This is a genomic window from Pseudalkalibacillus sp. Hm43 (assembly GCF_054170705.1).
Window position 1 is genome coordinate 439,998 of the sequence record NZ_CM135129.1, and the last position, 16,821, is coordinate 456,818.

The window sequence follows — 16,821 nt, forward strand, 5'->3', positions numbered from 1 at the left end:
AATGAAATTAGGTGTTTTCACCGTATTATTTGGAGATCAATCTTTCGAACAGATGTTGGATCATGTGAAAAATAACGGGCTACATGCAGTTGAGATTGGGACAGGCTGTTATCCAGGGAATGCACATTGCAATCTTGATGAATTGTTGCATGATGCAGCAGCAAGAAATCATTATTTGAGCCTTGTAAAAGAGCGTGAATTGACAATCAGTGCATTCAGTTGTCATGGGAATCCATTGTCTCCAGACAAGAATTTCGCACACGAATCCGATGAAACCCTTCGTAAGACGATCAAATTAGCTGCTCTCATGGACGTTCCCGTCGTAAACTGTTTTTCGGGTACAGCGGGAGATGGGGAAGGGGCAAAGTATCCGAATTGGCCAGTTACACCTTGGCCGGGTGAATATCGGGAGGTTTATGAATGGCAATGGGAGAACCGGTTGATTCCTTATTGGAAGGAAATCGGAGAAATAGCTGAAGCGCATGATGTGAAAATCGGCCTAGAACTCCACGGAGGATTCATGGTCCATACACCCTATACGATGCTGAAATTAAGAGAAGCGACTTGTGACGCTATAGGTGCGAACCTCGATCCAAGTCATTTGTGGTGGCAAGGAATCGATCCGGTTGCAGCCATCAAAATTCTCGGTGAAGCGAATGCCATCCATCATTTTCATGCGAAGGATACATACATCGATCAAGATAATGTCAATATGTATGGTCTGACAGATATGCAACCTTATGACAATGTGAAAACTCGAGCATGGACGTTCCGTTCAGTTGGTTGCGGTCACAGCCTGGAAGTGTGGTCCAATATCATTAGTACACTTAGAATCTATGGATATGATCACATCATCAGCATTGAACACGAAGATCCAATCATGTCGATTGATGAAGGGTTCAACAGAGCTGTGGCGAACTTGAAAACGGTCTTAATTGAAGAAAAACCTTCTCAGATGTACTGGGTTTAGGAATCGTTCATCTGAAAAATCGCTCATAAGACTTATAACGGGTTTACTTCAGAGGTGCAAACAAGTAAATATTAAAGAGAAACGCACTGGAAATCACAACGAAAATCAACAGTGCGTTTTTCATTGTTTTATCAGCCCTTCCCTAAACATTTGAGCCAAAACAACATATGAATTCACATATCATTTCACAAGGTCTGAAATAATTATTGGAGGGCTGTGAATTTAGATGTGATTTGTGTATGAATTTCAAAGGAAACTAGAAAAATTTGTTAAAAAATTAGAATGAAACCATATGAAAGTATTTAATAATCGGGCAGTTATCAGGAAGAAAGAATTCTCCTTAATAAAAGGATCTGATAGGGTGAAAACACCAAAATCGTCAAGTCACCTAACGAGAGAAGCTTATTGGTAGGGTGAAAACGCTGAAACCATACAAGTCACCCAACGAAAGAAGCTTTATGATAGGATGAAAACGCTGAAATCATACAAGTCACCCAACGAAAGAAGCTTTTTAATAGGGTGAAAACGCTTAAACCATACAAGTCACCCAACGAAAGAAGCTTTATGATAGGATGAAAACGCTGAAATCATACAAGTCACCCAACGAAAGAAGCTTTTTAATAGGGTGAAAACGCTTAAACCATACAAGTCACCCAACGAAAGAAGCTTTTTGATAGGGTGAAAACGCTTAAACCATACAAATCACCCAACGAAAGAAGCTTTTTGATAGGGTGAAAACGCTTAAACCATACAAGTCACCCAACGAAAGAAGCTTTTTGGTAGGGTGAAAACGCTTAAACCATACAAGTCACCTACCGAAAGAAGCTTTTTGATAGGATGAAAACGCTTAAACCATACAAGTCACCTAACCAGAGAGGCATTCTTATGGGTTGAAAAGCCAAAACCGGTTATCAAGTATAGGAAGGATTACGCCTTTACATTTATTTCGGTAATAAGAGGGAATAGAACACTTAAATCTTCTTTGATACCAACTAATACCAGATATATTGATACTCTATTATTGGGGCTATTCCTTAATAGGATGGAAGTCTCGCTGCCGGAAGTTAGTGACTATAGCATAAATAATATCAGTTTGGAATATCCACCCGAGAGTAATCTTGGGGAACCAATTGGGGACCGCCACGTTGTAATAATTTCTTACGTAGATGAAATAGGTGAAAAAGCACATCATAATGACAAACAGTCGTTCATTTAACGTGAAAAACGGTTCATTTCAAATGATCTTTCACTTAGATGGATCATTGACAAAGGAAAATGGAAATTTATTGATGAGATTGTAAAAGAAAACAAATGACTTCAAAACTTGAAAATGTATATACATAATGAAGATCATAAAATAAGCTTTTGAGCTTAAAGATTCAATTCTGTCTCACTATCATGAGTATACTTTGATATTGAGACGTATTTTCTTTGTTTTTTTATTGAGGGATATAATAAATATTATGTAAACTAGTTAAAGGTAATTAAATTGGGCTAGGTAAGTATTTTCGCCTAGCCCTCTTTTTATGATTTATTGCTATTTCAAGACTCCATAACTGATGATGTTCACATCCGTCTTGATAGATACTTCCGCTTCTGCTAACGCTTTTCCCCAATCGTCCTGGACTGTCTTCCATGCGTCATATTCATAAGCTCTTGCAAACAAGCCTAATCCGATCGGATCGATTTCATTATCTTGAATCTTTTCCAAGAGCCCTTTGTACTCTTCTTCCAACGCTTTCGATATCAGTTTTTCGATGACGTTCTTGTCTTTGTTCATATTGACTTTAAATGGCATTTCGGTGATTAAAATATTCAATTCAGAGTGTATATCGAATGTGAACCTTCCATCTTTGTGTTTGACCTTCACTTCTTGGTCCACCGTTGAAATGTGAAAACTTACCTGCCCCAACCCATTCTTTTTTATTTGAACATGTTCTGGGATTTGGATGATGATATGGACAGGATATTTCACTTCCTTTTGAAGAATCTGAAGCAAGGAACTCTCTCTCGGGTTCAAAGATGTTACGAATTTTCCATCATTATCGAGTAACGCTACCCCTTTGACCACAATTTTGCCATCCTTCTTCTTCAATTCAGAAAGATAAGGTGTGAGTCCTTTTTCGTAATGTTGGTAATGGTAATCTCTCAAGGTTGTCGATGCTGTTATTCCCTGATCATAAGAATTGTCGATGAGGTTGGACAAATACACAGAGATGATTGGTTTTTCTGGCATTTTTGTATTGAGAATATCTGCAATGGAGTCTTCAGTCATGACGAGGCGCGCGTTTGTTGAATTTTTTGCATCTCTATACAGGACATCCAAAACCGAGTAAAGTTCCTGCTGCTCTAACAACTCTTTACTGACCAGGAGGATTTGGAGCTTCCCCCCTACAACAGGTCCATTTGCCTCTGCATTCATCTTCTCTCTTGCTTCACGTAACGTTAACGCAGTTGCAGACAATGTTTCAGTGTTTTCAGCAATCTCTTCACCGAAGATCGGATTGGATTCATATGCGATGATTTGGTTATCCTCAGCAACATCAATTCCAATCGCCAAAGCAATCGTCGTTTTTTCCAAGTCCTTACGATCGCTGCAAGCTGTCAACAAGAAAATCAGCATAATTAACACGATGGTAAACTTTTTCATATTGTATTTCTCCTTACTTTGAAGAAGATCCAAATGTAAACCCAGAGCAACACTGGGAAGACATATGAGAACAAAATGCCAGCGACGCTGATGACCTCACCTGCATAATCCAGTTTTTGAAAGGATGGTTGATAGAACAGGGCTACAACTACTATGGATAAAGTGATCATAATGAGCGGTCGGTTCGAATTCATTTTCCCCGTAAGATGGTTGATTCCGTAGACCGTAAAAAAGAGATAGCTGATGACGGTCATAGATAATATGACAAAGTAAAGTGCCAGGAAGAAGATTTCAAATCGCTCGATAAATGTAAATTCAATCGTCTTCAATAAATTCAAAGTCGGCCATTTAAATTTGTCGAGTTGATCCGGGCTGAAATAGATGAAGCTCATAAGTACTACGATCAGATACACGAACAAAGCGAGAGAATTCGCTATGATGACACCGAGATAAGCTTTACGCTTGTTTCGTAAGAATGGATAGATGAGAAAAATCATTTCAAACCCCAAAAACGAGAGCACAGTTGTTTGCAACGCTCCGAACACAGGAGTCCACCCTTCTTTCAAGACGGGCAAAAGATTCAGCCAATGACTTTCAGTTATAGCGAGAAGCAGGAGTGGCGGCATCCATACGCTGAAATAATACACGAATTCGGAATATCGCCCTATGACAGTAATACCGTTCTTTGTTATGTAATAGATCGGAATCAAGAAAAGTAGAATGATCCAAAAATTCGGAGTCATCGGCAAGATCCATATTTGCATGACATACACACTTGTGAAAACCACGTAAAGTGTAATGAAGGCTAGATAGACAACCCAACAGAGTGAAAATGCTTTACCACCCCATACGCCGAACAAATGCCGAAACAGATCAAATAAAGTATCCTTCTCAAACTTCTGCATGATATTGATAAGAATGAGACTGACGATGACAGCCAGAAACCACCCGATGATGACTGCGATCCATCCATCTGTACCTGCATGGTCAGACACTTCCCTCGGCAGAGTCAACACACCAATCCCGATTTGCGTTTTGTAGATGATGAATATGAATTGTTTAAGGCTGATTCCATTTGCATTGTATTGCATCATTCTTCCTCGCCATCATTCCATTTAGGACCATGTCTATAAGCTTGAATAGGCTTAATGGACCTTGGACGCATTTTCATATATTTAAGAGGAACCCGGATGATCGTATCTTTTAAATCAGATAGAAGTAACGGTGCTACCGGTCTACTATATGGAACGCCTAGTGATCTTATTGAAACCAGATGACCGACGAGAATCATCAATCCAAAAACGATTCCGATGATCCCCATCAAAGAAGCAATGATCATCATCGGGAACCGGATTAACCGTATTGAAGCAGCCATATCTTGATTCGGCATGATGAACGTTGTAATTGCTGTCAGGGCCACGACGATCACCATGATATTACTGACTAATCCCACCTGGACAATCGCTTCTCCAATAACAATTCCCCCTACGATTCCTACCGTTTGGCCAATCGGGGCTGGTAGTCGAATCCCTGCTTCTCGAAGCATCTCCAATATAAGCTCCATTAATAGGGCTTCCAGTATTGTCGGAATAGGCACTTGAGCACGTGACTCCCCGATGGAGATCATTAGATTGATGGGTATCACTTCGTAATGGAATGAGATGACGGCAATATATAGGGATGGTAAAAAAACGGCGATCAAAAAGCCTGTAAATCGTAGGAGTCGGATAAACGAAGCGACAAGCCATCTACTACTATAATCATCAATAGATTGAAAAAAAGAGGTGAACGTCATTGGACCCACAAGCACGCCGGGTGACTTGTCCACTACAATTGCAATCCTCCCCTGAAGAACTTGTGAAGCCGCTGTATCAGGACGTTCAGTCACTTGAAATTGTGGGAAAGGTGAAAACGGGTGGTCTTCAACATACTGCTCAAGTTCACCTGTATTCAAAATCGCGTCAATATCAATCCGTCTAATACGTGTCTCCATCTCTTCAATTAATTCTGGATTAGCAACATCCTCTAAATACAGCATGGAAACTTTCGTTTGTCCTCGTCTACCGACAACCTGCTCTTTCAGTTGAAGTTCGCGATTCGGTAAATAACGTCTGATGAGTGCGATGTTGGTCTTTCCGGATTCAATGAATCCGCTATGCGCGCCTTTGATTGCAGATTCTGCTGTCGGTTCTTCAATCGCCCGTTCCGGCCATTTTTCTGTACCTAGAGCCAACGCAATATTAGAACCTTCTATGAAAAGAATGGTCTTTCCTGAAAGCAATCCGTTCTCAACCTTTGACCAGTGTTCAATGTTCATTACATCACCGACCGTAACGATGGAACGATAATCTTCTACCTTGGTCTTGGCATGAAGCAAGGGCTTGATGATATGCTCATTGATTACATCTATATCCACTTGATTAGTAAAATAGGCAATAGCTGCCTCTCTGCCCGTTTTAGTTTCCAGTTTTCTTACGATTAAATCGGGCGTGTTGCTGAACAATAAATTTAAGGTTTCAAGGTTGGAGTCTAGTTTCTCATATAGAGGGGTTTGGAGAATCTGACGCATATCAGGAGAATGACGATGTTTTCCTCTATTCCATTTCATTCTGCGCATAGTTCAAACCCTCTTTTATGATTTATAGATTGCTTATAGAGTTAGGATGTACGATACATGTCTTCTTATTCTGAACATAAGAAAGAGACTGGCTAGCCACCAGTCTCTTTCCATTCCGTTCCACGATCGTCACCTAATGGACAGGTACTAAAATCACGTGTGATAAATCGAATAAAATCAATTGGGTTTTTCTTGATCCGTCTACAATTTCTATAAAAGCAAACGTAGCGCATGTTTTATCTTCATTCATGTTAACTAAAGTGAATAATGTTGGTGAGGTATCACTATTTTCTAGTGTTAAATACTTTCCACCAAGAATGATGTAATATTGATTGACTCCCGTTCGTCCCGGTGCTGGTGAGTCTGGTGAAAGAGAGATCAAGAGTAGTAATTCTTCATCTGGTCGTAATTGGACGGTGGTGTTATATGAAAGGTATCCATCCCTTGACGCCCGAACTCGATAAGTACCAGCCGGTATTCCTGAAAAAGCGTATACGCCTTCCGAATTCGACGTAACTTCTTCTACTCCTGCCCCATTCTCGTTGTTCAGCTGTATCAATACCCCTGGAAGTGGTTCCCGAGTTCTACTGTTGGTCACTTGCCCTTTAATTTCTCCATCCGCTCCAGGACTTAAAGCAAAATTGATTCCGTCCTTATTTTCACCTCTTTCAAAGGCTAACTCGATTGAGACGGTCAAATAGCCATCCGCATCTGCTGTTACCGTAAGGACCCCTGCAGGCAAATTGCCGATAAAGTAAGTGCCATTTTCATTCGTTGAGGTGTTTCCGACTACGATCCCATTCTGATCTGCAACCGTTACCGTGGCATTATTCAGTGGTTGCCCCTCAATGGATGTCACACTGCCTGAAACAGAAGCAGGATTTACGCTTAAAATGAAGTTTTCAATTTTGCTGTCATTCACGAGTAATGACGAAAAGCGGGACATAGAGCTATACCCTTGTGCGGATGCCCTGAGAGTATAGGTGCCATCATTTAGAGCAGGAAGCGTATATACGCCATTAATATTTGTTAACGCAGCCGCAACTGGGCGATCTAACAAATCATACGCTTCTACGAGAGCTCCAATGATTGGGAGTTCCGTTTCTGCATCTATTACTGTGCCTGTAAACTGACTCGGGAAAGCTTGCAAATTAAAATCGACAAGACTTGGAGACCCCGGTTCAGCTAGGAAGGAAACGATTTGACTTCGATAGTCTGTATTAAGGGCTGCGATGCTGTATTCACCAGGCATAAGTCCTTCATAAGTAAATCTACCGCTCACATCCGTCTGGATTTCAGCAATGACAGTCCCGCCTTGGTTAGCAATTCTGAGAAGTGTATTCTGAAGGGGTTGATCACCTTCACTATTTCGAACCGTTCCGTTTATACTTGTCGTTATCCTAGCGAGTTGTAGATCTGCAAATGTCGTTGAATTCATTTGTACTGAGATGAACTCCGCATCAGCTCCATATAGTCGGTGTGTCGCGATGACAGTATAGTTTCCGCTTGTGATGTCAAGGAATCGATAATGACCTTGTGAATCCGTCAGCGTGGATGCAATGACCGGACCTGATGGGCTGATGAGCCGCAGTTCTACATTCGTCCTCGACAAGAATGCGCCTGTTTCTGTATCCGTAACGATCCCTTCAACACTTCCGGGTGCGGATTCAATGATCAAATTGTTCCTTGAAGTTTGACCTGCTTCTATATATGCACTAAGAGACTGCTGTTCATATCCAGGATGATTGATGAGCATCGTATAGATTCCAGGTGCTAAATCAAACACGGCAAACCCGCCATCCGTTTGGGTTAATACAGTTGTTACAACAGATCGTTTAGAGTCCAGGATTTGTATAGTGACTCCGGCGAGTTGTTCTCCACTCGGAGCGGTTAACGTACCTTGGAGTTCTCCCGTCTCCGGTGTAACAGCAAGAGTGGTCTCTTTCGTTACGCCACTTTCAATAATTGCTCCTTTAGAAGCATTGGTATAGTTTGGAGCTACAGCTGAAACGACAACTTGCCCTTCTGGTAATTTCTCGAACGTAGTCTTCCCCTCTTGATCTGTAACGCCAGAAGTAATGGGAATTCCGGTCTCATTGTAAATATCGGTAATGACTCCTGGTATAGGAACACTAGTATCGTCTTCAATGACCTGTACGGACAGATTGCCACCTAACACACTCAACGGGACCGTTAAATCCGTAACTTCATCCGGTTCGACCGATACACCAGAGGTTTTTGATTCATATCCCTCTGTTGTCACTGTCAGCAAATAATCTCCTGGCTTCACCTCTGGAATTGAGAATGTTCCGTCGGGTTGAGCTAGTACGGAATATACGAAACTGTCATTTTGATCAAAAACATTCAGATAAATGGTTTTATTATTGAGTGGGTTTCCATCTGAATCTGTAACAGTTCCGCTAATCACTCCGAATATGGAAAGCAGGTTGAAATTTGCTGTAGCCGTCTCGTTACTTATTACGACTGCGCCAATAGAAGCCATACCATATCCAGGTTGATCTGCAGTTAATTGATAAGACTGTGGTTGGAGATCCTGGAACGAATAGCTGCCGTTTTCATCTGTTAAATTAGAACCAATGATTAAACCATTCAAGAGGACATTAATGACGGTCCCTGAAATAGGTGTTCCGTTTTCATCTAATACCGTACCAGCAATTGAACCTGGTTCCGGAACCAGGGTGAAGCTAAGCGTTTCAAATTCACCTGGAGAAATGGTGACTCCTTGTGAGATGCTATGATGATTAGCAGCAAGGATGGTTACTGCAAACGTTCCTACTGGTAAATTTCCAATGGAGAAGGTGCCGTCTCCATCTGTTATACCGGAACCTATACTCGATCCATTCACATCAATGACTTTCACTGCCGCTCCTTCTAGCGGACCTTCTGTCCCCGTAACGGTACCAGAAATAACGCCTGGATCTGGTGCTAAGAAGCCGTCAATCGTTATCGTTTCATTTGCATTAATGATCGCTCCTGTTGTGAAAGTCTTATAGTTTGATGATGTCATTGTTAATGTATAGTTTCCTGGAGCAAGGCCTGAAATGACATAGCTTCCTTCAGGGTCTGTTATAGCACGATTCGCAGGCTGCAAACTGTCTGCATAGAAGACTTGGATGAGAGCACCGGGAAGTGGTGATCCCTCTTCGTCAAAAATGGTTCCGATTAAACTACCTGGTTGAGCTATCAAATCAAAATCAAGGTTAATGGCTTCCCCAGGTAGTGACGTAAATCCTTGTTTTCCAGTCTGATAATCTACATGATTGACCAACAAAGCGTAACTACCAGGTTTGAAATTTTCAATCAAGTATTGCCCTTGTTCATCTGTTTGAACCTCAAACACATTTGCCCCAGAGGTGTCTACAAGCCTAATCAGTACGTTCGTTAAAGGTACACTTCCGGTTGTAACAGTTCCACTGATGCTGGAAGGATTGAGCGAAAGTGAAAAGTCGTGTGTATGTGTTACGCCATTCTCAATCAAAACAGAGCCACTTTTATCTCCATAGTTGTCTTTCGTGACAACGATCGTATAGGTACCGACAGAGAGTGTTCCGAAGTTATAATTCCCCTCACTGTCAGTCAGAACATTATTGATGACTGGTCCGAACGGACTTATTGATCTGACTTCGACAGACGCCCCAGTTAATGGTGTTTCTGTATCAACATCAATTATGTTACCGATTAGTATTCCGCCAATTGGAGTCAAGGTGATATTGACGACTGTTTCTTCATCTGCGCGAATGGTCCCGGCAATTGAATTGCTCCCGAAATTAGTGGCATTTGCCAATATGGTATATTCATCTACTTGAAGCGTAGCGGTGTAAGATCCATCTAAATCTGTAATGAACGTTGCGACGGTTGTGTTGGTCGGGTCAACAATTTGCACCGTGCTGCTACTGATCGGTATGCCGTCTGGATCCATGACTGTACCTGATAAAAGACCAGTGATCGGTGAGAGGGTGAGTTGGGTGTTCGATATTTCTCCAGGTTCAACAATAATTCCAATGGAGGAAGGGCTGAATTCTGGAGCAGTTGCTTTCAAGTTTAGCGCACCTGGCTGAATATCTGTTAGAAGGAATTCCCCATTCTGGTCACTCGTAATGGTAGCTACGATCACTCCCGTGACATCAAAGATTTCGATGAAACTCCCAGGAATCGGAATGCCTGTTTGGGATGATACAATCCTTCCTTCAACGGTGCCGCCTTTTAAGGTAAGCGGAACTGTCAGGTCAGCAATTTCACCGTTTTTTATGTTCGCTCCTACTGTTGTCGTTTGATAGGTGTCTGCAATGACATTGACTTGATATGTCCCAGCAGAAAGGTTCAGAACTTCAAACGTTCCATCAATCAACGCCTGTAGAGTTTGCAGTAATGCCCCGTTATTGTTCAATAATCGAATGGCGATTGGAGTATTTGTAATAGGATTCCCGTTTTCATTAACCGCTCTTCCCTTAATCGAACCGCCGATGCCTTCAAGTTGGAAAATTACTTCACTCGTCTGATTGGAAACGATGATAACGCCTTTTTCATCCTGGACGTAATACGGCGAGCTTGCGATTACTGTATACATACCTGGTGATAGCAGTGGAGATACGAAATTCCCGATTGGATCAGAGTTGGTTGATATGATGGGGATTCCTTCAGGTGTCAGTATGGAAATGAGGACTCCTGCTATCCCTTCACTACTTTCAACACTGGTTACATTTCCTCTGAACATCCCTCCAAGTGCGATCATTTGGATGTTTAAATCATCATATTCTTCGCCCGGCTGTACAGAAATGCCTGTAGTAAACTCTGCATAATCATCTATACCTGCTATGATTGTGAAGTTACCGCTCGGGAGATTTCCAATGGCAAAGTTACCGTCGATATCTGAGATCCCATTTCCGATTTCAACTTCGTTTTCATCAATGATCCGCACACTGACATTCGCTAAAGGATTATCATTCTCATCAAGTACCGTTCCTGATACGGTCACTGGGTCAGGGTCAAGTTGAAATTCCACTTCTGTTATCCCGTTCGGCTCAACGATTATACCTTTGATTTCCTCACTGTAATTAAGTGTATAAGCCGTGATGGTAAATGACCCCGGAACGACTCCTTCAATGAGGAAGTCTCCGCTTGCCCCTGCTGTTCTTCTGGCTACCGGTACGGTTGAACCGGGGGAATACACTTCAGCCTGAGCGCCGACTAGAGGAGATCCTGTCTCGGCATCCAGTATCAGACCCGATATTTTACCTGGTTCAGGTTGGAAAAAAATATCTGCAATGACAGTCTCTCCAGGTTCCGGATTTATAGAGATTTGAACTCTCTGATAAATTGGAAAGATGGCGGAAATAAGATACTGACCGGATGTGAAACCCGAAAAACGATAAAAACCATTCATATCGGTATTAATAACTTGAATGGAGCTTCCATGTATGTCTAACAATCTTACGAAAACATTCGGTACAGGTTCTCCGGTTGCTTCGTCGCGTATTGTACCTTCAACTGTAGATGGGAACGGTTCTAGTGCAAAGTCCACTGTTCGTGTACCGTTCGCTGGTATCATGACGGATGCGCTTGAGGATCCGTAACGATCATCCGCAAACACGATGACTGTATAAGTACCTGCATAGAGGCCTTGTGTTTGATAATTCCCCTGGTCATCGGTCAATGTATTTGCATACACCGGACCCGCAGGTGTCAAATAACGCACTTGGATATTGACGCCAGGAATAGGTGCACCTGTAACAATATCTGTAATGGTACCTAACAAATTCCCTGGCTCTGGTGTCAGTATGAAACTCAGTGAAGTCGTTTGATCGGATAATACAACGAATGTTGCACTTTGACTTGAGAATCCTTCTGCCGTGACGAGCGCGCGGTAAGAACCTGGAGAAAGGTTTGGAAACGTAAATTGGCCATAACTATCGGTCACAACGTGGTTTTCTAATGATTTCCCTGCATTGATGACCGTCACGACTGCAGTTGTTAGCGGGTCACTTGATAGTTGGTTCGTCACATAACCCGTTACTGCTCCTGGATTTTTGGTCAGGGCAATATCGATATCTGTGCCACTTTCAGGCACTGTTACCGTCACGATTTGATTACCGTAACCTTCTGCATTCACGTTCAACAGATAGATTCCAGGAGATAAGGAATTGAATGAAAATAGTCCAGTTTCACTAGGGTACTGGTTCGTCACGAATACGCCAGTATTTTTCGTTAAAGAAATAGTAACAGCTGTTCCCGTAATAGGATTTCCTGATTCCGAATCCACTACTGTACCAGATAAGGTTGTAAGAATAGGAGATAATTGTATGTTTATGTTATTGATTTCACCAGGTGTCAGGATGACGGATACGAGATTAGAAGTATAACCTTCTAAAGCGGCTGTAACGAAATACGTCCCTTCAGACAAATTGGGTATGATGAAAGAACCATTTGGCTGAGCCAGCAGTGCTTGCAAGAGTTCTCCATTTGCTCCTTTGAGCTTGATTTGTACATTGTCACCACCAATTGGATCTCCCTTGTCATCAGTGACCTGCCCAGCAATGTTTCCGACTAAGCTTTTTAAAGCAATGTTGAGTCCCGAAGTTTGTTCACTCTGTACAATCACCCCTGATATCTCTGTCGAATAATTGGGAGCTGAGGCTGTGACAGTATAAGACTCAGGCCCAATATTCCTGAACAAGAATTTTCCGAACTGATCGGTGGTCGTGTATTTGATGAGAATCCCTTGACTGTTACGTAGCAAAATGGAAGCTCCTGTTATCACACTACCAGAAGTAAAATCAAAAACGCCGCCAGAAATCGTCCCTCTCGTTCTAGCCATGTTGAAATTTATATCCGTTACATCCTGCCCCGGACTTACGGTAACTGTACCTGTGGTCGTTGTGTGCATCATCAATTTAGCAATGAGGGCATAGCTTCCGGGAGGAACATTACCTATATAATAATTCCCATCAATATCGGTATTGCCATATGCAATTGGTGTTTCGTTCGCATCCAATAACGAGATCGTAACGTTCGGTAAGACAGTCCCGAGATCATTGATCACATTACCACTGATTGAACCAGGAGAAGGCTTGATGGTCAGTGAAACGTTCGTCTCCGAACCAGTTTCTACGTAGGCGCCTGTGCATGCTATTGAATAATTAAGCGCAGAGGCTTTAAGGATGTAATTCCCTTGAGCAAGGTTTTGGAATTGAAAAGTACCAGTAGGATCTGCAGCAGTAGAGTTGACGAGCTGGTTATCCATTGAGATCAGCTGTATGATTGTATTCTCAGCAATTGGAGTGACGGTCCCTCGGATGGAACCTGGATTAGGTGTCAACTGGATATCGATACTTTTAGTGAATCCCCAAGGAACAATCTCCCCGACAAGGTTGGTTTCGTATCCTTCCGCAACAACTGCAAGTGTATAGATACCCGCTGGTAAACCCATCGACAAAAAGTGCCCATCTGTACTCGTAATCATAGAGTCTACTTGGAATCCAAGTGCATTACTGATATTAATCGTCGCACCAGCAATTGGATCCCCTGAGTTGATGTCTGTTAATGTACCGGTTATGAATCCAGGTAATGGTTCCAGTCCGATACGTGTCGAAGTAGTTTGGCCGGGTTCGGTTTTCACACTTGCATACGAACTACGGAAGCCGTCTGTGCTCGCATTGACGGTGTAGGTATTCGGCAAGATGTTTTCAAAAATGAATTCACCCTCTATGTTGGAAAACGTTGTCGCCAATACCACTCCATTCGAATCAATCAATTGCATTTGGATGGATTCGCCTTTGATTGGCTCTTGTGTATCTATATTGATGACTGAACCTATGATAGTAGATGGATTCGGTTTAAGTGAGAAGCTTAGCTGTGACTCGTTTCCGGAAGTAACAATGGCTCCACCTAGTTGTGTTTGGTAATTCGTGAAGGATGCAGTCACAGAATAACTGCCTGGATTGAGGTCATTCACATTATATCCACCATTAGAATTGGTGAGGATTCTTGCAACGAGAACATCTGAATCTGAATTATTCACAAGGATAACAGCACCTGGAAGCGGATCACCGTTTTCTTTGGTAACTAAACCATTAATCGTGCCAAAAATCGTTTTGATGTTTGCATTGAGAAGAGTCGTTTCATTGTTTTCAATGATGGCACCAAGAGAAGTAGTTGAATATCCATCAGCTGTGAAAATCACCGTGTACCTACCAGGACTCAATCCACTGATGGTATATGTGCCATCTGAGTTGGCAAACGTTTTGGCCATGACCACGTGGTTGGACACAACATCTACTTTGGCTCCACTGACCGGTAGCCCATCCGACCGTACCGTTCCGGTTAGAACACCTGTCAACTTTTTTAGTGAGACATTCAATTCAGTCGTCTGATCGGGCTCAATGTATGCACTGATGTTTTTGGCTCCACGTCCATCTGCAGCAATGGTAATGACATAATTCCCTGGTGTGAGTGAGTCCACGGCATATTGTCCATTTATATCTGTTATTGCATGTGCGTTTGTGATACCAAAGGCATCGGTTATTTTCAGACTAGCCTCTGATAATGGATCGCCTGTATCCTCGTCTGTAATGGTACCGGTTAGTGAACCCGGATTCGGTAACAGATTCATGTTGACTTCCTCAGTCTCCCCAGATCCTACTGTGAAACCGATATTCCTTGTTTGGAACGAGGTAGCACTTCCTCGTAGTCGATAAGAGCCTGGAGCAAGTTTGTTGATTACGTATTCCCCAATACCATTTGTAGTGGTAGAAGCTACTACGATCCCAGTAGCTCCGATTACTTCCACATTGGCATTTGATAATGGACTTCCATCGCCACTTATGGTTCCTTGTACGGTTCCTGGGTTAGGTGATAAGACAAAATTGGTTGTAGTGGTCTGATTTGGGAAGATATCTTCTCCGATTGACGCAGATTGAAAGTTATTTGCTGTAGCGGTTATGACATAGTGGCCAGGTTGTATGTTCGGAATTACATATTGCCCTGTAGGAGAGGTCGTGGTCGAAGCGACAACACCCCCTATATTGTTTGCTATGAAAACATCGGCATTGTTGATCGGGGTTGCATCATTGGCAGTTACGGTTCCTTGTAGGTCTCCGGACAATGGAACTAAATAAAGGTTTAGGATTGTCACGTTATCTTCGGTTATTTGAATATTACTTGTCGCAGTCGAAAAATTGGATTTCGTAAATTCTAACGTGTACGTTCCAGGAGGAATATTCGTAAAGTTATAATCTCCGTAAAAATCGGTTTGTGTCACGGCTACTTCGGTTCCACCAGATAGTAGACGTACATTTACATTTTCTTCTGGTAGCCCATCTACATTGTCAAGGGCATTTCCTGCCGCACCACCTGTTGATTGGACATCAACTGAAACAGCGGTCGTTACAGGGATGAGCTCTCCTCCAGTGAACAAGTCATAGCCAATACCAGTCGCTGAATTCAATATTTGATTACCAGAAGTATAGAACAATCCATTTTCCACAAAGTTCAATGTTGCACTCTGACCGGCCTCTAAATCTCCAACCGTCCATGTAAGCGTTTTGGTAGCTTGGTTATATGCAGTAGAACCTTGAGTGGTTGATTGGACATTAAATGAGGAGACCACATCTAAATTGACCATATCGAGCACATTCAATATGGTAGCCTGACTTTTCCCAACATTTGTGAGTGTGATGCTGCCGCTCCACTCTTCATTTTGTCCTGCAACCGGCGAACTCGGTCCAGAATCAATTTCTTTCGTAATCTGGAGGCGAGCTCTTACATTTCCATCTTCCATCGTGACCGGGTCGGATAGTGCATCTTTAAATTGATAGTCTTCAGATCTTCTTAATGAGTCTTTATTATAATTGTTGTTATTCGCTGCAGTGAATGCGACCATTTGTAAAGGACTGTTTGGTGATACATCTAAATAAGAAAAAAATGTGGAAGCTGGGATCAGGAAATCAACAAAATAGTTTTGAGTGTTTCCGAATGTGGAGTCAGCTTGCAACACACGAGCCACATCGAAGTTGATGATTTGTCGTGAATAATTTGGTTCTCCTCTCCCATTCGTTCCCTCGGCTCGATCAGTCCAGGAATTAAATCGCTTTTTGACATTTTGAATAAGATTGACTCTATTCTTACGTCCATTGACAGCTAGTAGCCAGTCGTAAGTCCCTTCTACTCCTGTTGTGTTCAATAAGACACCCCAGGCGTAATTCGCAAACGAAGTTTTTGCCTTGTTTCGTGGATCTGAACGGATACGCATTCGAAAATAGACGTTAACAGTATCATAAGCGAAGTAAAAAGAAGGGAAAATTGCGTTCCCTACAATATCCGTACCTGCGGGATTGATATCCTTCACCACATCTGCATAATCATTACCACCTACTGTTATAGGGGTAAATTGACGAGTATTCGGAAAAGGCATTTCTACACCCCCTAGAAAAGAAAATAATCCCATTAACATTATGCAGAAATGTCAACATAAATTACTTTTATACTTCTAGTATCTAGTATGTGGATTTAAATGACATTTTTGGATTGATTGAATTAAAAAACATCAACTGCTTTGACCAAACAGTT

5 protein-coding genes are annotated in these 16,821 nt (G+C 42.1%); 1 reads left to right on the forward strand and 4 read right to left on the reverse strand.

Annotation, left to right across the window (positions count from 1 at the left end; all coding sequences use genetic code 11):
* Window position 1 precedes the first annotated feature (1 nt).
* Entirely contained in the window at window positions 2-970 is a 969-nt protein-coding gene (locus tag ACXQIQ_RS02335; RefSeq protein WP_439300338.1) for a sugar phosphate isomerase/epimerase family protein, read from the forward strand.
* A gap of 1,537 nt (window positions 971-2,507) precedes the next feature.
* On the opposite strand, the gene ACXQIQ_RS02340 is transcribed toward ACXQIQ_RS02335, so the two are convergent.
* From ACXQIQ_RS02340 to ACXQIQ_RS02355, 4 genes are all read right to left on the reverse strand, one after another.
* Window positions 2,508-3,620, reverse strand: coding sequence for a Ger(x)C family spore germination protein (locus ACXQIQ_RS02340; RefSeq protein WP_439300337.1), 1,113 nt, complete (start codon window positions 3,618-3,620; stop codon window positions 2,508-2,510).
* Window positions 3,617-4,714, reverse strand: coding sequence for a GerAB/ArcD/ProY family transporter (locus tag ACXQIQ_RS02345; protein WP_439300336.1), 1,098 nt, complete (start codon window positions 4,712-4,714; stop codon window positions 3,617-3,619). Before ACXQIQ_RS02345 ends, ACXQIQ_RS02340 begins: the two co-directional genes overlap by 4 nt.
* The gene (locus ACXQIQ_RS02350; protein WP_439300335.1) at window positions 4,711-6,237 is read right to left on the reverse strand and encodes a spore germination protein; all 1,527 of its coding nucleotides are present in this window, start codon (window positions 6,235-6,237) and stop codon (window positions 4,711-4,713) included. The genes ACXQIQ_RS02345 and ACXQIQ_RS02350 overlap by 4 nt, the downstream gene beginning before the upstream one ends.
* Window positions 6,238-6,370: 133 nt before the next feature.
* On the reverse strand, window positions 6,371-16,666 hold the full coding sequence (locus ACXQIQ_RS02355; protein ID WP_439300334.1) for a carboxypeptidase regulatory-like domain-containing protein: 10,296 nt from the start codon (window positions 16,664-16,666) through the stop codon (window positions 6,371-6,373).
* Window positions 16,667-16,821: the final 155 nt, after the last annotated feature.

Bases quoted from the DNA above. Each gene is read 5' to 3' on its own strand.
- ACXQIQ_RS02335 (WP_439300338.1), top strand. From the start codon at position 2: ATGAAATTAGGTGTTTTCACCGTATTATTTGGAGATCAATCTTTCGAA.
- ACXQIQ_RS02340 (WP_439300337.1), bottom strand. From the start codon at position 3,620: ATGAAAAAGTTTACCATCGTGTTAATTATGCTGATTTTCTTGTTGACA.
- ACXQIQ_RS02345 (WP_439300336.1), bottom strand. From the start codon at position 4,714: ATGATGCAATACAATGCAAATGGAATCAGCCTTAAACAATTCATATTC.
- ACXQIQ_RS02350 (WP_439300335.1), bottom strand. From the start codon at position 6,237: ATGCGCAGAATGAAATGGAATAGAGGAAAACATCGTCATTCTCCTGAT.
- ACXQIQ_RS02355 (WP_439300334.1), bottom strand. From the start codon at position 16,666: ATGCCTTTTCCGAATACTCGTCAATTTACCCCTATAACAGTAGGTGGT.